This window comes from Streptomyces sp. NPDC040405, from assembly GCF_055595765.1.
The window spans coordinates 226,630-244,540 of sequence record NZ_JBVIVI010000001.1; the positions used below are offsets into that span (position 1 = coordinate 226,630).

At 71.6% G+C, this 17,911-nt stretch carries 17 protein-coding genes; 7 read left to right on the plus strand and 10 right to left on the minus strand.

The genetic code is table 11. The features are described from left to right. The first annotated feature begins 208 nt into the window (after positions 1–208). Positions 209–1,327 carry a zinc-binding dehydrogenase gene (locus tag ACZ59A_RS01075; protein ID WP_470951901.1) on the plus strand — a complete coding sequence of 373 codons (1,119 nt, stop codon included), beginning with the start codon at positions 209–211 and terminating at the stop codon, positions 1,325–1,327. Here the strand turns inward: ACZ59A_RS01075 and ACZ59A_RS01080 are convergent. Continuing rightward, on the minus strand, positions 1,309–2,400 hold the full coding sequence (locus tag ACZ59A_RS01080; protein ID WP_470951904.1) for a substrate-binding domain-containing protein: 1,092 nt from the start codon (positions 2,398–2,400) through the stop codon (positions 1,309–1,311). The two genes, ACZ59A_RS01075 and ACZ59A_RS01080, sit on opposite strands and share 19 nt — an antisense overlap. A 124-nt stretch (positions 2,401–2,524) precedes the next feature. Here ACZ59A_RS01080 and ACZ59A_RS01085 point away from each other — a divergent pair, with 124 nt between their 5' ends. The 4 genes from ACZ59A_RS01085 to ACZ59A_RS01100 all read left to right on the plus strand — a co-directional run bounded on the left by ACZ59A_RS01085 (position 2,525) and on the right by ACZ59A_RS01100 (position 6,238). Further along, positions 2,525–2,971 carry a MarR family winged helix-turn-helix transcriptional regulator gene (locus ACZ59A_RS01085; RefSeq protein ID WP_470951907.1) on the plus strand — a complete coding sequence of 149 codons (447 nt, stop codon included), beginning with the start codon at positions 2,525–2,527 and terminating at the stop codon, positions 2,969–2,971. Between the two features lie 144 nt (positions 2,972–3,115). Beyond that, complete coding sequence (locus ACZ59A_RS01090; RefSeq protein WP_470951910.1) at positions 3,116–3,334, plus strand: hypothetical protein; 219 nt, start codon at positions 3,116–3,118, stop codon at positions 3,332–3,334. After that, positions 3,331–4,752, plus strand: coding sequence for an amidase (locus tag ACZ59A_RS01095; protein ID WP_470951912.1), 1,422 nt, complete (start codon positions 3,331–3,333; stop codon positions 4,750–4,752). The genes ACZ59A_RS01090 and ACZ59A_RS01095 overlap by 4 nt, the downstream gene beginning before the upstream one ends. Positions 4,753–4,804: 52 nt before the next feature. After that, positions 4,805–6,238 (plus strand): purine-cytosine permease family protein, encoded by a 1,434-nt coding sequence (locus ACZ59A_RS01100; protein ID WP_470951914.1) that lies wholly within the window; start codon positions 4,805–4,807, stop codon positions 6,236–6,238. 20 nt (positions 6,239–6,258) lie between these two features. Here ACZ59A_RS01100 and ACZ59A_RS01105 read toward each other — a convergent pair whose 3' ends face one another. The 4 genes from ACZ59A_RS01105 to rpsA form a co-directional block, all read right to left on the minus strand. Then, positions 6,259–6,627, minus strand: a complete 369-nt coding sequence (locus tag ACZ59A_RS01105) for a tetratricopeptide repeat protein (protein WP_470951916.1) — start codon at positions 6,625–6,627, stop codon at positions 6,259–6,261. Between the two features lie 145 nt (positions 6,628–6,772). Beyond that, complete coding sequence (gene coaE / locus ACZ59A_RS01110) at positions 6,773–7,378, minus strand: dephospho-CoA kinase (RefSeq protein ID WP_468041836.1); 606 nt, start codon at positions 7,376–7,378, stop codon at positions 6,773–6,775. Positions 7,379–7,464: 86 nt separating this feature from the next. Beyond that, the gene (locus ACZ59A_RS01115; protein WP_468041834.1) at positions 7,465–8,409 is read right to left on the minus strand and encodes a PAC2 family protein; all 945 of its coding nucleotides are present in this window, start codon (positions 8,407–8,409) and stop codon (positions 7,465–7,467) included. A 199-nt stretch (positions 8,410–8,608) separates the two neighbouring features. Next, positions 8,609–10,114 (minus strand): 30S ribosomal protein S1, encoded by a 1,506-nt coding sequence (rpsA, locus tag ACZ59A_RS01120; protein WP_470951919.1) that lies wholly within the window; start codon positions 10,112–10,114, stop codon positions 8,609–8,611. 361 nt (positions 10,115–10,475) lie between these two features. On the opposite strand from rpsA, the gene ACZ59A_RS01125 reads away from it, so the two are divergent. Then, positions 10,476–11,384, plus strand: a complete 909-nt coding sequence (locus ACZ59A_RS01125; protein WP_470951921.1) for a class I SAM-dependent methyltransferase — start codon at positions 10,476–10,478, stop codon at positions 11,382–11,384. Positions 11,385–11,402: 18 nt separating this feature from the next. Further along, on the plus strand, positions 11,403–14,042 hold the full coding sequence (hrpB, locus tag ACZ59A_RS01130; RefSeq protein WP_470951923.1) for an ATP-dependent helicase HrpB: 2,640 nt from the start codon (positions 11,403–11,405) through the stop codon (positions 14,040–14,042). 16 nt (positions 14,043–14,058) lie between these two features. Here the strand turns inward: hrpB and ACZ59A_RS01135 are convergent, their stop codons facing one another. From ACZ59A_RS01135 to ACZ59A_RS01155, 5 genes are all read right to left on the minus strand, one after another. Continuing rightward, the gene (locus ACZ59A_RS01135) at positions 14,059–14,433 is read right to left on the minus strand and encodes a hypothetical protein (RefSeq protein WP_468041826.1); all 375 of its coding nucleotides are present in this window, start codon (positions 14,431–14,433) and stop codon (positions 14,059–14,061) included. Then, positions 14,430–14,648, minus strand: coding sequence for a hypothetical protein (locus ACZ59A_RS01140; protein WP_234357101.1), 219 nt, complete (start codon positions 14,646–14,648; stop codon positions 14,430–14,432). The genes ACZ59A_RS01135 and ACZ59A_RS01140 overlap by 4 nt, the downstream gene beginning before the upstream one ends. Positions 14,649–14,697: 49 nt before the next feature. Then, positions 14,698–15,702, minus strand: coding sequence for a cell envelope lipid trafficking protein PgfA (gene pgfA / locus ACZ59A_RS01145; RefSeq protein ID WP_470951925.1), 1,005 nt, complete (start codon positions 15,700–15,702; stop codon positions 14,698–14,700). A 17-nt stretch (positions 15,703–15,719) separates the two neighbouring features. Continuing rightward, complete coding sequence (locus tag ACZ59A_RS01150) at positions 15,720–15,854, minus strand: SPW_0924 family protein (RefSeq protein WP_468041822.1); 135 nt, start codon at positions 15,852–15,854, stop codon at positions 15,720–15,722. A 174-nt stretch (positions 15,855–16,028) separates the two neighbouring features. Next, entirely contained in the window at positions 16,029–17,825 is a 1,797-nt protein-coding gene (locus ACZ59A_RS01155) for a lytic transglycosylase domain-containing protein (protein ID WP_470951928.1), read from the minus strand. Between the last annotated feature and the right edge of the window lie 86 nt (positions 17,826–17,911).

A 17,911-nucleotide genomic window follows, 5' to 3' on the forward strand; every position in this document is an offset into this window, starting at 1 on the left:
GGTGGGCTCGAACCGGGTGTCCGGCTGTCGGCGTCCGGCACGGCGGCGAACGTACCCGCAGAGCCGCCCGAAGCGATAGATGCTTCCCCTGAAAATATTTTCTTCGAAGTTAAAAATCCTGCTCAGAGCATTCTGTGTAACTTGGACGAAACATAAGACGTCGATTGGCAACACGACGGAAACGGGCACTCCCTAGCTTCTCGGCCGCATGAGAACCGAAGCAGCCGTCCTGGAGGCCCCCCACGCCTCCCGCCCCTACCTCGAAAGCCGCCCGCTGACCGTCGGCCCCGTCGACCTGCACGAGCCCGGCCCCGGGGAACTGCTCGTCCGCATCGACGCCGCCGGGGTGTGCCACTCGGACCTCTCGGTGGTCAACGGCTCGCGCCCGCGCCCCACCCCCATGGCGCTCGGTCATGAGGCGACCGGCGTCGTCCAGTCCCTCGGCGATCACATCGACGACGTCCGGACCGGTGACCGGGTGGTGCTGGTCTTCGTCCCCAGCTGCGGGCTGTGCGCGGAGTGCGCCGGCGGCGCTCCCGCGCGATGTCCGGCGGGCGCGCGGGCCAATACGCGGGGAACCCTGCTGTCCGGCGCGCGGCGGATCCACCGTGGCGGCGAGGCCGTGCACCACCACCTCGGGGTGTCGGCCTTCGCGCGGCACGCGGTCGTCGACCGGCGGTCCGCCGTGGTCGTTCCCGGGGACATCCCACCGCCCGTCGCCGCGCTCTTCGGCTGCGCGGTCCTGACCGGCGTCGGCGCCGCGCTCTCCACCGGCGGTCTGCGCCCCGGCGAGTCGGCCGCCGTCATCGGCCTGGGCGGGGTGGGGCTGTCCGCCGTCCTCGGCGCGGTCCTCGCCAACGCCCATCCGGTCATCGCCGTCGACCCGCTGCCCGCCAAGCTGGATCTCGCCCGGAAGCTCGGTGCCACCCACACCGCGATGCCGCAGGACGCGGCCGCGGTGATCGGCGAGGCCACGGACGGTGGCGCCGACGCGGTGTTCGAGGCGGTGGGGCGCGCCAAGGCCCTGGAGTCGGCCTGGTCCCTCACCCGCCGTGGCGGACGTACCGTGTCGGTGGGCCTGCCGGACCCGTCCGAGACGATGTCCGTGCCGGCGGCGGCCCTGGTCGGCGAGGGACGCACCCTGCGCGGCAGTTACCTCGGCGATGCCGTGCCCCAGCGCGACATCCCCCGCTACGTGGCCCTGTGGCGCGCCGGGAAGCTGCCGGTGGACCTGCTGCACAGCGACACGCTCGCGCTGTCCGACGTCAACGCAGCGCTGGAGAACCTGGCCGCGGGGCGGGCCGTCCGTCAGGTGCTGGTGCCGTGATCCGTCCGGTGGTCGAGCGGGGGCAGTTCGGCGAGCACCGAGAACTCCAGGCCCGTGGCCTCGGCGAAGAAGATCCGCTGAGCGGCGTGCCGGTCCCGCAGCCGCAGCGCGCCCCGGGCCCCTTCGAAGACGACCGCGTCCGCCACTGAGCTGATGGCGCGCACGTCGAGCGAGCGCGCCAGTTCCGCGAGGGCGGCGAACAGCCGTACGCCCTCGTAGCACGACTCCCCGAGCGAACCCACGACCGGGGCTTCCGCGCCGAACCGCCGTACGTAGCGGCCGGTGAAGTCCAGGCTGTCCGCGGTGGCCAGCGACGCGAAGTAGCCTGCCGCCGCGAACAGCTCGCTCGTGGCCTCGGGCCCCGCGGCCATGAGCATGTTCTCGTCCATGAGGGTGGTCAGCCGAGGCAGCCCCTCATGGAGCCCGCGCCGCCCGAACTGGCGGTGGAACTCCACCGCGTCCTGCCCGACCAGCAGCACGAGCACCGCGTCGGCCCCCGAGCGCTCGACCCGGTCCAAGGCGTCCCCGAAGTCGCCGCTGCCCAGCGGCAGATAAACCTCGTCAGCGATCGTCCCGCCTTCACGCCGCAGGAATCCGCGCGCCAGTTCAGCGGTCCCGCGCGGCCACACGTAGTCGTTGCCGACGACACTCCAGCGGCGCAGTCCGCGCTCCCGGGCGAACATCCGCATCGCGGGCAGCAGCTGCCTGCCGGGGGTCTCGCCGGTGACGAACACCCCCGGGCTGCGCTCACCGCCCTCGTACAGGGAGGTGTAGATGTACGGCACGCGCCCGGCGACAGCGGGGACGAGCGCGGCCCGCACGGCCGAGGTGTGGGCACCGGTGATGGCCTGCACCCGGCCGAGCCCCACCAGCGCCTCGACCTCCGCGGCGATGGCCCGTGGCGGCGCGCCCCCGTCCACCGTCACCAGCCGCAGCTCCCTGCCCAGAACGCCGCTGACCGCGTTGATCTCCTCCACCGCGAGCTGGGCGCACAGCTCGGACGACGGCCCTATGAGCCCGAGCGGGCCCTGGAGGGGGACGACGAGCGCTATGTTCACCGCTGCATCGGTCACGGGTATCACCTGCGTTCTTGTGCGCACCGGGGATGCCGGGCGTTCGGTGCCCGTCGGAAGCACCCACTGTGCCGCTCTACGATTTCAGATGGCCGGGCGACAGAGGTAGAGAAAGGGTGCGGGAATGACGACGGAACAGGATGTATCCGGAGATCTCGCCCATCTCCTCCGGCGGGTGGAACGGCGGCTGGCCGACCGCCTGCGGTCGACGCTGGAGCCCACCGGGTTCACCGTGGAGCAGTGGTGGGTGCTCAGCCTCCTCTCGGACGGTGCGGGGCGGGCGATGTCGGAGGTCGCCGATCACCTCCTGCTGCCCGCCCCGACCGTGACCAAGCTGGTCGACCGCCTGGTGGACAACAACATCGTCTACCGGCAGATCGACATGGCGGACCGGCGCCGGATACGGATCCGGCTCACCTCGCGCGGCAGGAGCCTTTACCGCAAGCTCAACGAGGTCGTGGAACACAGCGACGTCGCCCTCTTCGCGGCGACCGGCGAAGGAGAGCTGCTGACCGGCCTGCTGCACCGGCTCTCACAGGCTCTGGACGAGCAGCCACAGCCAAGGTCGTGAGGCTCTCTAATATTTTCCGCGACTTCAAAACTCCAGCTCATCGGCGTTCACGTAACATGTCATTAACAAAACTCCTCGATACGTAACACACCTGAAACGGTCTGATCATCCGAGGGAAACGGGCCGTTCCTAGCTTCTCCGTCCATGTTGGATCCCTCACACTCCCCAGACCCTGACGTCGCCGCCCTCGTCGCCCTGGCGGCACTGCCGCTTCCCGCCGAACGCCTCGCCCGCCACACCGCCGCGTTCGCGCCCCTGCTGGCGGAGGCCAACGCGATGAGCGCCCGCATGGCCTCGGCCGACCACTGGACCGTCACCCCCCTCACCTCTGTCGTCCACCAGGAACAGGAGGTGACGGAGTGACCACCGCCACGGACCTCACCGAACTGACCGCCACCGAGTCGGCACGCCTGATCGCCTCGCGGCAGATCTCTCCCGTCGAACTCACCCGCGCCCTGCTCGACCGCATCGACAAGGTCGGCGGCCCGCTCGCCGCGTTCACCGCCGTGCACGCGGACGACTCGCTCGCGGTCGCCCAGGCTGCCGAGACCATGCTGGGGGCCGGGTACCGGCTCGGCCCCCTGCACGGAGTGCCGATCGCGGTCAAGGACAACGTCGCGGTCGCCGGACGCGTCACCTCCGCCGGAAGCAGGATCCTCGCCGACTGGGTCCCCGAGGAAGACGCCACGGTGGCCGCACGGCTCAAGGGAGCCGGCGCCAACCTCATCGCGAACACCAACATGCACGAGTTCGCATGGGGCGCCACCTCGGAGAACCCGCACTACGGGTGCGTACGCAACCCCTGGGACACCACCCGCATCGCGTCCGGCTCCTCCGGCGGTTCGGGAGCCGCGGTCGCCGCCGGGGCGGTACCCGCCGCCCTGGGCACGGACACCGGGGGCTCGATCCGGCTGCCCAGCAGCGCCAACGGCATCGTGGGCATCCGTCCCACCATCGGCCGGGTGAGCAACGCCGGGATCATCCCGCTCGCCTGGTCCCTGGACACCTGCGGTCCGATGACCCGCACCGTCGAGGACTGCGCCCTGCTGCTCGGCCTGCTCGCGGGACACGACCCGGCCGATACCGGCACCTCGCGCTGCACCGTCCCCGACTACACCGCGTCGTTGCGCGAGGGAGTGCGGGGGCTGCGGATCGGCATCGTACGGGACCACGCCCTCACTCAGGTGCAGCCCGCGGTGCGCGCCGCGACCGAACAGGCCCTGGTCACCCTGGAATCGCTCGGCGCCGAGATCGTCGACATCGCGATCCCGGACATCGAGGGCAACGTATCGGCCCTGATGACGGTCGAGAGCTCCGAGCCGAGCGCCTACCACCAGCGCTGGCTTCGCGAGCGGCCCGACGACTACGGCGAGAACGTGCGCTTCATGTTCGAGCAGGGGGAGCTCTACCTCGCGACGCACTACATCCAGGCGCAGCGCTACCGCCGGCTGCTCCGCGACCAGTTCCTGGCCGCGTTCCAGCGCTCGGTGGACGTGGTCGCGATGCCGACCATTCCGTTCACGGCTCCCGTCGTCGGCACCGAGGCGATCGAACTCGAACCCGGTGTCGTCCAGCCGACACTGGTAGCGATCATGCGGTACACCGGGCTCCCCTCCCTCACCGGAATGCCCGCGCTGAGCCTGCCGTCCGGCTTCGATGACGACGGTCTGCCGATCGGCCTTCAGCTCATGGGTGCCCCGTTCGCCGAGGCGCGCCTCTTCCAGGTCGGTCACGCCTTCGAACAGGCCACCGAATTCCACACCCGCCGCCCGGCGCTCTAGCCGCCTCCCCGGCCGGCCTCCTCCTCCCCCTCCCCCATTCCGGAGCACAGCCATGTCCTTGAGCAGATACTTCAAGGGGCCCTCGACCAGTCTCGACGACCAGGTGGAGAGCTTCGCGACCGATCGTGTCCCGGCCGACCAGCGCTGGCCCCGGCCCGCGGTGCTGCTGGTGCTGACGGCGAACGTGACCGCCATGTTCTGGTTCTCACTCGGCGGCCAGATGGGCTTTCTGCTCGGCTGGCCGATGATGCTGCTGCCGATCGCGTACATGGTCGTCATGGCGACCGTGCTCGGCAGCGCGATCATGCGGATCTCCAGCCGTGAGGGACTCTCGGTCCCGCTGCTCACCCGCGGTCTGGGCTTCGGCAGCAAGGGCGCCGCGGTCGCCTCCGTCGTCTACGGCTTCAACTACGTCTTCTACTTCCTCTTCGAGGGCAGCATCGTCGCCCACGCGCTGAGCGAGTTCCTCCATGTTCCGATCACCTCGGTGGCGGCGGTGCTGATGTTCTGCCTGGTCGGGGTCATCGCCCTGCTGTCGGCCTGGCGGGGCATGCACTCGATGAACCTGCTGCAGCGCTGGGGCACACCACTGTTCCTGGTGCTCTTCGTGATCGGCATGATCATGCTGGCCCAGGGATACGTGCTGGTCGGACCCGGTGAATGGAAGGCCACCGGAAGCGTCGGCGCGGCCACGATCTGGCAGGGGTTCAACCTGGCCAATGGCCAGATCGTCTTCCAGGGCCTGATCGCCACCGACTACGGACGCTTCGTCAAGACGAAGGTCGGCTACCGGGGAACGGGCGCCCTCATGCTCGTCGAACTGCTGATGATCGCGGGCGTGATGCTCATCGGCGCGCTGATCGGGTTCACGATGCTGGAGCACTTCAAGGGCCCCAAGGCAGAGCTGTCCGCCACCGATCCCGGGCTCTTCTTCGTGACCTTCATGGGGGTCCTCGGAGTCGTCTTCGCCGTGATCACACAGATCCGCATCAACGTGGTGAACCTGTACTCAGGCTCACTCGCGCTGTCCAACGCCTGGGACGCGACCATGCCCCGCAGGATCGGCCGCCCGTGGTGGATGGTGGCGCTGCTGACCCTGGGCGTCGTGGGCTACCCGATGAACATCCTTCAGTACACCGGCACCTTCCTCGCCATCACCGGGATCATGACCAACACCTGGGTGCTGATCCTGCTCGCCGACTATTTCGTCTGCCGCCGCCTGTGCGGGCTGGCGCCGACGCGGGAGATCGAGTTCCGTGACGGCCGGGTGCGCGACTGGAACCCGTGCGGACTGATCTCCATGGCGGCAGGGGTCTCCGTCGGAGCCCTCGGCGTCTTCGGGGTCTACCCGGACTACTACGCGTCGTTCGTCGCGATGATCATCGGACCAGCCGTGCACATCCCGTTGACGCTGGCCACCCGGGGACGGTTCTACTCCGTCCCCGGTAGCCACCGCCCGGCCACGAAGGTCGCCACCCCGGTGTGATCAGCCGCAGTCAGCGCTGATCAGCTCATGTCGTCGAACCGCGCCGCCGCCACGAAGTCCGGGCGCGGATCGAGCGCCGCGGCGAGGCGGAAGTGGCGGGTGGCCTCGTCCCGGCGGGAGGCGCGCTCCAGCGTACGGGCGAGGGCGAAGTGGGCGAACGCGTTGTCCGGCTCGCGCTCCAGGACGATGTGGAATTCGAGTTCCGCAGCGCGGAGCTGGGCCATTCCGAAGAACGCGCGGGCCCGCAGCAGCCGGGCCGCGGTGTTCTCGGGGTGAGCGGTGATGACCGAGTCGAGCAGCTTGACGGCGCCTCGCGGATCTCGGGCGGCGAGCAGCTGCTCCGCGGCGCGGTAGTCGATGACATGGGTCTCGGGCGTGGGCTCGGGCACAGCCGCTTCCTTCCCCGGGCTTTTGCGTGATCCTTGGTCCCGTGTGCGGTGATCCCTCAGTGATGATCGTCGGTACGGGCAGCACAACAACCACCCAGTGCGCCACATTCCCCCGCGGACCGCCCGGCAAGCACGGGCCCGCCCCTCAGTCCGTGGCGGCGGCCCGTTCCACCAGCTCGGCCCAGACCTTGCGGACCCGCGGCTCCAGCTCCTCCAGCGGACCGTCGTTGTCGATCACGACGTCGGCGACGGCCAGCCGCTCCTCGCGGGTCGCCTGGGACGCCATCCGGGCCCGCGCCTCGTCCTCGGTCATGCCGCGCAGCCGGACCAGCCGGTCGAGCTGGGTCCCGGGCGTGGCGTCGACGACCAGCACCAGGTCGTACAGGGACCCCAGGCCGTTCTCGGCGAGCAGCGGGACGTCGTGGACGACCACCGCCTCCGGCCCGGCGCCCGCCTGCAGCTCGGCGGAGCGGTCGCGGACCAGAGGGTGGACGATGGCGTTCAGGGCGCGCAGCCGCTCGGGGTCGTTGAAGACGATCCCGCCGAGCTTCGGCCGGTCGAGCCGACCGTCGGCGGTCAGCACCCCGGGCCCGAACTCGGCGACGACGGCGTCGAGGCCGGGCGTTCCCGGCTCGACCACCTCACGGGCGATCCGATCGGAGTCGATCAGCAACGCGCCGTAAGAGACCAAGATCCGCGAGACTTCGCTCTTGCCCGCGCCGATTCCGCCCGTGAGCCCCAGCTTCAGCATGGGGCCCACGCTATACGGACCGCCCTGCGGTCCGCCGCTCAGGCGCCGCTCTCGCCCTCCGCTCAGGCATCGCTCCCGCCCTCCTCTCAGGCGCCGCTCTCGCCCTCCCGCTCGGCCAGGAAGCGCTCGAACTCGGCGCCCAGCTCGTCCGCCGACGGCAGCTCGGCCGGTTCCGCGACCAGGTTGCCGCGGCTCTCGGCCCCGGCCACCGCGTCGTACTGGTGCTCAAGGCCCCGTACGAGCGCGACCAGCTCGTCGTCCCCCTCCGAGACCTGCCGCTCGATCTCCTCCTGCGTCTTGTGCGCCTCGTTGCGCAGCGCGTGGGCCGCGCCCGGCAGCACCAGACCGGTGGCCGCGGTGACCGCCTCCAGCGCGGTGAGCGCCGCGTCGGGGTAGGCGGACCGGGCCAGATAGTGGGGGACGTGGGCGGCGACCCCGAGCACGTCGTGGCCCGCCTCGCCGAGCCGGTACTCGATCAGCGACTCGGCGCTGCCGGGCACCTGGGCCTCGTCGAAGTAGCCACGGTGGCCGGGCATCAGGTCGGTGCGGTTGCCGTGCGGGGTGAGGCCCACCGGCCGGGTGTGCGGAACGCCCATCGGGATGCCGTGGAAGTTCACGGCGAGCCGCACCCCGAGCCGCTCGATCATCTGCCGCACGGCGGCAGCGAAGCGCTCCCACTCCACGTCCGGTTCGGGCCCGCAGAGCAGCAGGAAGGGTGCCGCGGTGGCGTCCCGCACCAGGTGGAGTTCGATCGCCGGGGTCTCGTAGGCCGTCCAGCGGTCGCGCTGGAAGGTGAGCAGGGGGCGCCGGGCCCGGTAGTCGACCAGCCGGTCGTGGTCGAAGCGGGCGACGACCTGCCGCGGCAGCCCGTCGAGCAGCCGCTCCACGATCTGGTCGCCGGTCTCACCTGCGTCGATGTAACCGTCGAAGTGGTAGAGCAGCACCAGCCCGGCCGAATCCCGGGAGGCTATCGCGTCGACTTCCGCGAGCCCGCTCGGTTCCCACGCGTACAAATCCTGCGGATCAAGCACTGTGACCGCTCCTCCTTGTGTTCCGTACGCGAAAACACCACAAGGGGGCAGGCGCATTCCCGGCCCCCGGGCTCAACTCCTGTGCGCATCATGGCCGTCCGCGCGCCGGAACATGCGTAAGGCCCGCTCCCCCGGAGGGGAACGGGCCTCACACTCGATCAGCCGGTGCCGCTGGCGATCAGATCAGCGGCACAGCGGTTCAGCTCTGGCCGCCGGCCAGCTTCTCGCGGAGCGCGGCAAGCGCCTCGTCCGACGCCAGGGCGCCGGAGTTGTCGGCCGACTCCGAGGAGTACGAACCGCCGCCGGAAGCCTGCCCGCCGGGCGCCGGGGCAGCGCTGGTAGCACCCTCGGCAGCGGCCTGCTCGTCGGCCTCGCGGGACTTGATGACCTGCGCCTGGTGCTGCTCGAAGCGGGTCTGCGCGTCGGCGTACTGACGCTCCCACTCCTCGCGCTGCTTCTCGTACCCCTCGAGCCAGTCGTTGGCCTCGGGGTCGAAGCCCTCGGGGTAGATGTAGTTGCCCTGGTCGTCGTAGGACGCGGCCATGCCGTACAGGGTCGGGTCGAACTCGACCACGGACGGGTCGGCACCGAAGGCCTCGTTGGCCTGCTTCAGCGAGAGGCTGATGCGGCGGCGCTCGAGGTCGATGTCGATGACCTTGACGAAGATCTCGTCGTTGACCTGGACGACCTGCTCCGGGATCTCCACGTGGCGCTCGGCCAGCTCGGAGATGTGGACCAGGCCCTCGATGCCCTCGTCCACGCGGACGAACGCACCGAACGGAACGAGCTTCGTGACCTTACCCGGGACGACCTGACCGATCTGGTGGGTCCGGGCGAACTGCTGCCACGGGTCTTCCTGGGTCGCCTTGAGCGACAGGGAGACGCGCTCGCGGTCCATGTCGACGTCGAGGACCTCGACCGTGACCTCCTGGCCGACCTCGACGACCTCGGACGGGTGGTCGATGTGCTTCCAGGACAGCTCGGAGACGTGGACCAGGCCGTCGACGCCACCCAGGTCCACGAAGGCACCGAAGTTGACGATGGAGGAGACGACGCCGGAGCGCACCTGACCCTTCTGGAGGGTGGTGAGGAAGGTCTGACGGACCTCGCTCTGGGTCTGCTCCAGCCAGGCGCGGCGGGACAGGACCACGTTGTTGCGGTTCTTGTCCAGCTCGATGATCTTCGCCTCGAGCTCCTTGCCCACGTAGGGCTGGAGGTCGCGGACGCGGCGCATCTCGACCAGGGAGGCCGGAAGGAAGCCGCGGAGGCCGATGTCGAGGATGAGACCACCCTTGACGACCTCGATGACGGTACCGGTGACGATCCCGTCCTCTTCCTTGATCTTCTCGATGGTGCCCCAGGCACGCTCGTACTGGGCGCGCTTCTTCGAGAGGATCAGGCGGCCTTCCTTGTCCTCCTTCTGGAGAACCAGGGCCTCGATCTCGTCGCCGACGGCTACGACCTCGTTCGGGTCGACGTCGTGCTTGATCGAAAGCTCGCGGGAAGGGATGACGCCTTCGGTCTTGTAACCAATGTCGAGCAGGACCTCGTCCCGGTCGACCTTCACGATGACGCCGTCGACGATGTCGCCGTCGTTGAAGTACTTGATCGTCTCGTCGATCGCGGCGAGGAAGGCTTCCTCGGAACCGATGTCGTTTACCGCCACCTGCGGGGTGGTGCGGGTTGCCTCGGTGCTGCTCGTCATGTGGGAAAGGGCTCCGGTACGGACATTGAGTCGTAGGTACTGCTACGCCGTGGACCCTTATCGCACTGCCGAAGCCGGACAGCCTGCGAGGCGTGATCTTCCGGATCTATACGAGAGACCGAAACGCCTCGACAACCGAGGGGACATACAACAGATGCGAGCGCGGCCTGCTCCGTCTGAGTCGCGCAGGCCCGCAGCGCAACTTGTAGCATACGGGGGCGGCCGGGCATGGTCAATGCACGAAGAGCACACGTGGGGCTTAACGCCCCGAACCCGGCAATTTGCAAGTCACCGCTGGGACGCGGTCCCCGGCCGTGCCCCGTAGCCACAGGTCGATACAGAGAGTACGACGACGCACCCGATGGTCCAAGAACACAAGCCCAGCGGTGCCTTCGAGGCCCCGGAGAGTGCCCTTGAGGCCGCTCGTGAAGCCTCCGGCGCCCTCGATGCCTCCGATTCCTTCGAGCCCACCGCCACCCGCCGGACCGCCGACGACACCGAGAGCAGCCGGGCGAGCCGCGGCTGGTGGGACCGCAACGCCGACGAGTACCAGGAGGAGCACGGCGCCTTCCTCGGCGACGACCGCTTCATATGGGGCCCGGAGGGGCTGGACGAGGAGGAGGCCGGGCTGCTCGGGCCCGCGGACCGGCTGAAGGGGCGCCACGTACTGGAGGTGGGCGCGGGCGCGGCGCAGTGCGCGCGCTGGCTCGCGGCGCGCGGGGCCCGCCCCGTGGCGCTCGACATCTCCCACCGGCAGCTGCGGCACGCCCAGCGGATCGACGCCGAGGCGGTCGGCCCGCCCGGCGTCGCGCTGGTCCAGGCCGACGCGACCGCGCTGCCCTTCCGGGACGGTTCGTTCGACCTCGCCTGCTCGGCGTACGGGGCGGTGCCCTTCGTGGCCGAGCCGGTACGGGTGATGCGCGAGGTGCGCCGGGTGCTGCGGCCGGGCGGCCGGTGGGTGTTCTCGGTGACGCATCCGGTGCGGTGGGCGTTCCCCGACGAGCCGGGGCCCGAAGGGCTGAGCATCTCCGGCTCGTACTTCGACCGCACCCCGTATGTGGAACAGGACGACGCGGGCCGCGCCGTCTATGTGGAGCACCACCGGACCCTCGGCGACCGGGTACGGGACGTCGTGGCCGGGGGCTTCCGGCTGATCGACCTGGTGGAACCGGAATGGCCTGCCTGGAACCGTCAGGAGTGGGGCGGCTGGTCCCCGCTGCGCGGCGGCCTCATCCCGGGCACGGCCGTCTTCGTCTGCGAGCGGGACTGAGCGGGGGGCTTTTCGGCCATGCGTACGGACGTCCTGGAGCAGCTGCCTGTCCGCGAAGCCGTACCGGAGCTGCTGCGCGCGCTCGACCAGCGGGGGTCGGCGGTGCTGTGCGCACCGCCCGGGACCGGCAAGACCACGCTGGTGCCGCTCGTCCTGGCCGGACTGCTGGACGGCGACGGGGCGACGGAGCGACGGCGGGTCCTGGTGGCCGAGCCGCGCCGGATCGCGGCGCGGGCCGCCGCGCGGCGCATGGCGTGGCTGCTCGGCGAGCGGACCGGCGAACGCGTCGGCTTCACCGTGCGCGGGGAGCGGCAGGCCGGGCCCCGCACGGTGGTCGAGGTGGTCACCACGGGCGTGCTGGTGCAGCGGCTGCAACGGGACCAGGAGCTGGCCGGGGTCGACACCGTCGTCCTGGACGAATGCCATGAGCGGCACCTCGACGCCGACACGGCGGCCGCCTTCCTGCTGGACGTCCAGGCCACGCTGCGCCCGGAGCTGCGGCTGATCGCCGCGTCGGCGACGACCGACGCGGCGGGGTGGGCGCGGCTGCTGGGCGAGGGCGGCGGCGGTGAGGACGGTGACGGGCAGCCCGCGCCGGTCGTCTCGGCCCCGGGCGTGTCGCACCCCGTAGAGGTGGTGTGGACGCCGCCCGTACGCCCCGTACGCCCGCCGCACGGGATGCGGGTGGACCCGGCCCTGCTCGAACACGTCGCGGACGTGGTGCGGCGCGCGCTGCGCGAGCGGTCCGGTGACGTCCTGTGCTTCCTGCCCGGCGTCGGCGAGATCGGCCGGGTGGCGGGGCTGCTGGGCGGCGCCGACGCGGACGTCCTCCAGGTTCACGGGCGGGCCCCCGCCGCCGTGCAGGAGGCCGTGCTCGCGGGCGCGGACGGCGGGCGGCGGCGGGTGGTGCTGGCGACGTCGGTCGCCGAGTCGAGCCTGACCGTGCCGGGCGTACGCATCGTCGTGGACAGCGGCCTCGCCCGTGAGCCGCGCATGGACCACGCGCGGGGCCTGAGCGCGCTGACGACCGTCCGGGCGTCCCGAGCTGCGGCCCGGCAGCGCGCGGGCCGGGCCGGGCGCGAGGCGCCGGGGACGGTCTACCGCTGCTGGCCGGAGGCCGAGGACGCCCGGCTGCCGCGCTTCCCGTCGCCGGAGATCGCCGAGGCCGACCTGACGGCCTTCGCCCTCCAGGCGGCGTGCTGGGGCGACCCGGACGCCTCCGGCCTCGCCCTGCTCGACCCACCGCCTGGCGGGGCCATGACGGCCGCGCGGGAGGTGCTGACCGCGATCGGCGCCGTCGACGCGGCCGGGCGCGCCACCGGGCGCGGCCGCCGGATGTCCCGCCTCGGCCTCCACCCCCGCCTCGCCCGCGCCCTCGTCGACGGCGCCTTCGAGGTCGGCGCCCGCCCGGCGGCCGAGGTGGTGGCCCTGCTGAGCGAGGAGCCGCCGCGGGAGTACGGCGACGACCTGGCCGCCGCCTGGCGCACCGCCCGCCGCGGAGGCGACGCCTACGCGTCCCGCTGGCGCCAAGAGGCCCGCCGCCTGGAGCGCGCGGTGGCCTCAGACGGCGCCGATGCCGAGCCCGGTCCGCCGGACGCGGCGGCTCCGGGCCCGGCCGCACGGCCGCACGGTGCCCGGCGCGCCGGCGGTGCCACCGGCCGGGGGCCGGGCAGCCCGGCACGCGGCGAGGACGCTGTCGCCGGGCTGGTCGTCGCGCTGGCGTTCCCCGAGCGGGTGGCCCGGGTGCGGGGCGGGCGGGCGTATCTCATGGCGGCCGGGACCGGGGCCGAGCTGGGCGACGGGTCGCGGCTGGGCGGGGCGCCGTGGCTGGCCGTGGCGGTCGCGGACCGGCCGGTGGCCGCCGCGTCGGCGCGAGTGCGGCTCGCCGCCGTCACCGACGAGGAGACGGCCCGTACGGCGGCGGCGGCGCTGGGGTCGGACGGCGAGGAGGTGCACTGGGCCGACGGGGACGTCGTCGCCCGGCGGGTGTCCCGGCTCGGGGCGATCGAGCTGGTGGCCCGGCCGCTGACCGCGCCCGACCCGGCGCTCGTGCACGCGGCGCTGCTGGAGGGGCTGCGCCGGGAGGGGACGGGGCTGCTGCGCTGGTCCGCGCAGGCCACTGCGGTGCGGCAGCGGATGGCGTTCCTGCACCGGGAGCTGGGGGCGCCCTGGCCGGATGTGTCGGAGGCGGCGCTGCTGGCGGACCCGGACGCGTGGCTGGGCATGGAACTGGGCCGGGCGCGGCGGCGGGCGGATCTGGCGCGGGTGGACGCCGGTCAGGCGCTGGCCCGGCTGCTGCCGTGGGCGACGGGCGAGGCGGCGCGCTTCGAGGAGCTGGCGCCGGAGCGGGTCGAGGTGCCGACCGGGTCGCGGGTGCGGGTGGAGTACGGGGACGGGCAGCCGGTGCTGGCGGTGAAGCTCCAGGAGCTGTTCGGCTGGCAGGAGTCGCCGCGGATCGCGGGCGGGCGGGTGCCGCTGCTGGTGCATCTGCTGTCCCCGGCGGGGCGTCCGGCGGCGGTCACGGCCGATCTGGCGTCGTTCTGGCGGGACGGCTACCGGTCCGTACGGGCCGAGCTGCGCGGCCGCTACCCCAAGCATCCGTGGCCGGAGGACCCGACGTCGGCCCAGCCGACGCGGCGTACCAACACCCGCCGCTGAAGCGCCGCACCGGAGCTCATACGGCCCAGGCGCGCAGCCGCCGGGCGGTCTCGCTCAGGCGGAGCCGGTTGTCCCGTATGTCGCGGATGAGTGCCACCATCGCGCCGGACGGCGGGGCGATGGCCTCGCCGGACTCCTGCAGATACATCTGGGCGCAGGCCGCGCCGATCACCGCGTTGTAGTCGGAGAAGGGTTCCAGGATCAGCGAGGTGTGGAGGAAGGTCGCGGCGCGCGCCGCGGCCTCCTCGTAGTACGGCTCGCCCGCGAACCGTTCGTAGCGGTGCCGTTCGCTCATGCAGTGCAGTGCGCCCCAGTCACGCACGGGGGTGTTCACCGGGGAGACGTCGACCTGGACGTTGAGCACCCAACCGGCGTCGACATACAGGATCAACGCAGCCCTTCCGGGAACTCCCGCTCGAACTCGGCCTTGTATCCCATGGCGAAGCGCACGGCACCCTCGACGAAGCGCTGCTTCTGCCGCCGCCGCACGACGTCCTCGGTCAGTATGTCGTGGGCGAGGCGCTTGATGGCCACGCCCTTCTCCTTGGCCTCCGCGCGCAGCTCGGCCAGTTCCTGCTCGGTGAACTCGATCGTGATACCCGGCATGGAGCGCATGCTAGCCAGCCGACTACCGAGATCACTACCGGCGTCACCATCAGGAGGGAATGCGAGGACGGAGGTTGACGAGCCGTCGCCGCGGACTCCGCGGAGGCGTCCCCGGCCGTCGGCCGCGCGCCTCCAGCAGCAGCGCGAGCGCGAGCAGTCCGGCCCCCAGCGCCCCGAAGCCCCAGGGCACATACGTGGTGAAGGCGAGGACCAGCTGCCGCTGGGAGGTGACCATCCCGACCGTGTGGGCGATGTAGTCCTCGCGCATCTTCACATGGCCGGAGAAGACGGTCACCCGGTCCCGGCCGCCCAGCAGCGTGCCGCCGCGCAGTTCCTCGCGGTGGATCTCCTGCCCGTTGACGGGCGCGCCGGTGGTGGGTTCGACCCAGAACATCCGCTTGGTGGTGTACCAGCGGGAGGTTCCGGCCTTGCGGACGGTCTCGGGGGTGATGCCGTCGACCGGCATGGTCTTGGGCAGCGGGACCTTGGTCCACGGGATGGTCTGCTCGAAGTAGTACACCGTCAGACCGCGGAAGTTCCGGGTGCCCTTGTAGTGGATGGGCGCGGAGGTGCGGGTCTGGGCGTCGAAGTAGCGGTAGTCGCGCTTCTCGGTGAGGAAGGGCCACTTGTACTCGATGCCCTCGCGGCGCACGGCGTCGCCGTCGACGTGCTCGCCGCCCGCGTGCACCGGGTCCTGGGAGTGGGCGTCGAAGACGTAGCGCTCGGGGATCCGGGAGACCATCTTGCCGTCGGGGCCCTGGATGTACGACAGGGCGTCCCAGACGACGACGTCGCGCCCGGCCTCCTTCCCGGCCTTCTCGGCCGCCGCCACGTTCCCGCGCAGGGTCTGCACGATGCTGACCTTGGAGACCGTGCGGGGCTTCATGGTGGCGTAGTCGAGCAGGGTGGCGGGGCGGGCCTCCAGCACGGCCGTCTGGTACTCGCTCGGCGGGATCTTGGCGAGCCGGGGGAACGCGTACCAGCGCACCAGCGGCGCGAGGGCGGCGAAGAAGACGGCGAAGGCGAGCAGCACCAGGCTGGCTTTGCGGCGCATGGCGGGGCGTCCCTCCCTCAGGGGTGCTCGGGGACGGTGGTGAGCAGCGGCTTGGGGGAGGTGGTGCCGCCGGGGGCGCCGACGGCCGTCACCGTGAAGACGAGGGCGAGGGCGGCGGCGAGTCCGATCGCGGCGGCGGCGAGGGCGCGCATGCGGGCCTCCCGTGGTTCCGGTACGAGGCGGCCGTTGAACTGACGTGGCGTCAGATCGGCCGGGGCTGGGGCACCGTAGCAACGGGTGGCGCAGATGAGAACACGAAGGCCCGAAACGCGAAGGCGCCGCCCCCGGGCCGGGGGCGGCGCGCTCGTGTTCCGGGCGGCGGTCCGCTAGGGGGTGGCGGCTGCGGTGACGGTCAGCTCGACGTCCAGAATGGCGCCGTCCGCCGTGGTGAGACGGAGCAGATAGGTGCCCGCGTGCTCGTCGGTGAGGATCTTCGGAAGCGTCAGCTGTCCGAGGGCGTTGGTCTTCAGCCCGGTCAGGGTGCGGACCGGCTTGCCCTTGGCGTCGAGGAAGTACGGGCCCTTCTCGTTCAGCTCGGGCTTCTTGGCGTCCGTGATCATGGTCGCGGTGACCGGGACGCCCGCCGCGGCCTTGCCCTTGTTGGTCGCCTTGACGGTCAGGAGATCGGCGAAGGAGCCGCCGGTCCCGGCCTTGAAGACGCCCTCACCGAGCCGGGCCAGCGCATCGGCCTGCGGTACGGGGCGGGCCTTGACGGTCGCGGCGAAGTCGACCGGGGCCACCTTCTCGCGCCCGACGGCCGTGGCGCGCAGGGTGAACGAGCCGGTCTGCTCGCCCGCGAGCAGCTTGGGGGCGGTGGCGGTGCCGTCCGGGCGGGTGAGCACGGTGACGGAACGGACGAGGCCGAGGAAGCGGGCGCTCGTCTCGCCGCGGATCTCGTACTTCACGCGCGCCGCGGCCACCGGCTTGCCCTCGGTGCTCACCGCGCGGACCTTGGGGGACCCGGTGAACGTCTCACCGGCGGTGGCGGTGAGCTGCTTGGCGCCGACCGCGGTCAGCTTGGCGGTGCCGGTGGGCTTGGGCGCGGGGGTGGTGGGCGGCGTGGTGCTCGGCGGGGTGGGGAGGCCCGGGCCGGGCGTCTGGCCCGGGCTGTCGTCCGGGTCGGGCGAGGGGGAGGTGGAGCCGTCGGGCTTGTCGTCGGGCTTGGGCAGGGTGTGCGCGCCGCCGCTGCCCTTGCCGGGCTCCTTGTCCTTGTCCTTGCCGGACTCCTTGCCCTTGCCGGACTCCTTGGAGCCGGACTTCGAGCCGTCGCCGGGCGGGTCGCTCCGCTCCGAGGGCAGCACGCCGGTGCCGTCGGGCACCTCATGGGTGCCGCTCTTGTAGTACTCGAACCACGACAGGACGGTGTTCAGATACTCCCGCGAGTGGTTGTAGCCCAGGATCGCCTTGTTGATGTCCTCCTGGACGGACAGATCACGGTTGTTGGCGCACAGGTAGAAGCCCGCGGCCAGCGCCGCGTCGTAGATGTTGTTGGGGTCCGAGCGGCCGTCGCCGTTGCCGTCCTCGCTCCAGTTCGCCCAGGTGGACGGGATGAACTGCATCGGGCCGACGGCGCGGTCGTGGGTGGTGTCCCCGTCGAACTCGCCGCCGTCGGTGTCCTTGATCATGGCGAAGCCGTTGCCGTTGAGGGCAGGGCCGAGGATGGGACTGACGGTCGTCCCCTTGTCGTCCACATTGCCGCCGCGGGCCTGCCCGGACTCGACCTTGCCGATCGCGGCGAGCAGCTGCCACGGCAGGTTGCAGCCCGGCTTGGACTCCCTGAGCGCCGCCTCCGCCTTCTTGTACGCGGCGAGCACGCTCGCCGGAATGCCCGCCTCGGTCTTGGTGCTGCTGCCCGGGAACCCCGGCAGGTCGATCGAGGAGCCCGGCTTGTCCGGCTTGGTCAGGGGCGGCAGGTCGGTGTGGTACGAGGAGTCGCCGTCGATCGACGCATCGGGCGACGACGGCGCCCCACTGGCCCGGTCTCGGTCCCGATGGTCCCCGTCGCCATGCTCCTGAGCGGCGAACCCGGGCGCCTGGGATGCGGTGAGGGCGGCCATCGCGGCCGCCGCCACCGCCGTCGTGGCCGCTCCCTTACGCAGACGTCGGCCGATAAACGGTGCCATCCGTGTTGTCCCTCCCGTCGAACACGATGCGCTCCCCCGCGCGTCAACCCTGGTGACACTACGACAACTTAAGGCCCGCGACCACC

Coding starts and splice junctions, on each gene's coding strand:
- coaE (WP_468041836.1), bottom strand. CDS start 7,378: ATGCTGAAGCTGGGGCTCACGGGCGGAATCGGCGCGGGCAAGAGCGAA.
- ACZ59A_RS01150 (WP_468041822.1), bottom strand. CDS start 15,854: ATGCGCGCCCTCGCCGCCGCCGCGATCGGACTCGCCGCCGCCCTCGCC.
- ACZ59A_RS01075 (WP_470951901.1), top strand. CDS start 209: ATGAGAACCGAAGCAGCCGTCCTGGAGGCCCCCCACGCCTCCCGCCCC.
- ACZ59A_RS01140 (WP_234357101.1), bottom strand. CDS start 14,648: ATGCCGGGTATCACGATCGAGTTCACCGAGCAGGAACTGGCCGAGCTG.
- pgfA (WP_470951925.1), bottom strand. CDS start 15,702: ATGCGCCGCAAAGCCAGCCTGGTGCTGCTCGCCTTCGCCGTCTTCTTC.
- ACZ59A_RS01155 (WP_470951928.1), bottom strand. CDS start 17,825: ATGGCACCGTTTATCGGCCGACGTCTGCGTAAGGGAGCGGCCACGACG.
- ACZ59A_RS01100 (WP_470951914.1), top strand. CDS start 4,805: ATGTCCTTGAGCAGATACTTCAAGGGGCCCTCGACCAGTCTCGACGAC.
- ACZ59A_RS01125 (WP_470951921.1), top strand. CDS start 10,476: ATGGTCCAAGAACACAAGCCCAGCGGTGCCTTCGAGGCCCCGGAGAGT.
- rpsA (WP_470951919.1), bottom strand. CDS start 10,114: ATGACGAGCAGCACCGAGGCAACCCGCACCACCCCGCAGGTGGCGGTA.
- hrpB (WP_470951923.1), top strand. CDS start 11,403: ATGCGTACGGACGTCCTGGAGCAGCTGCCTGTCCGCGAAGCCGTACCG.
- ACZ59A_RS01085 (WP_470951907.1), top strand. CDS start 2,525: ATGACGACGGAACAGGATGTATCCGGAGATCTCGCCCATCTCCTCCGG.
- ACZ59A_RS01090 (WP_470951910.1), top strand. CDS start 3,116: ATGTTGGATCCCTCACACTCCCCAGACCCTGACGTCGCCGCCCTCGTC.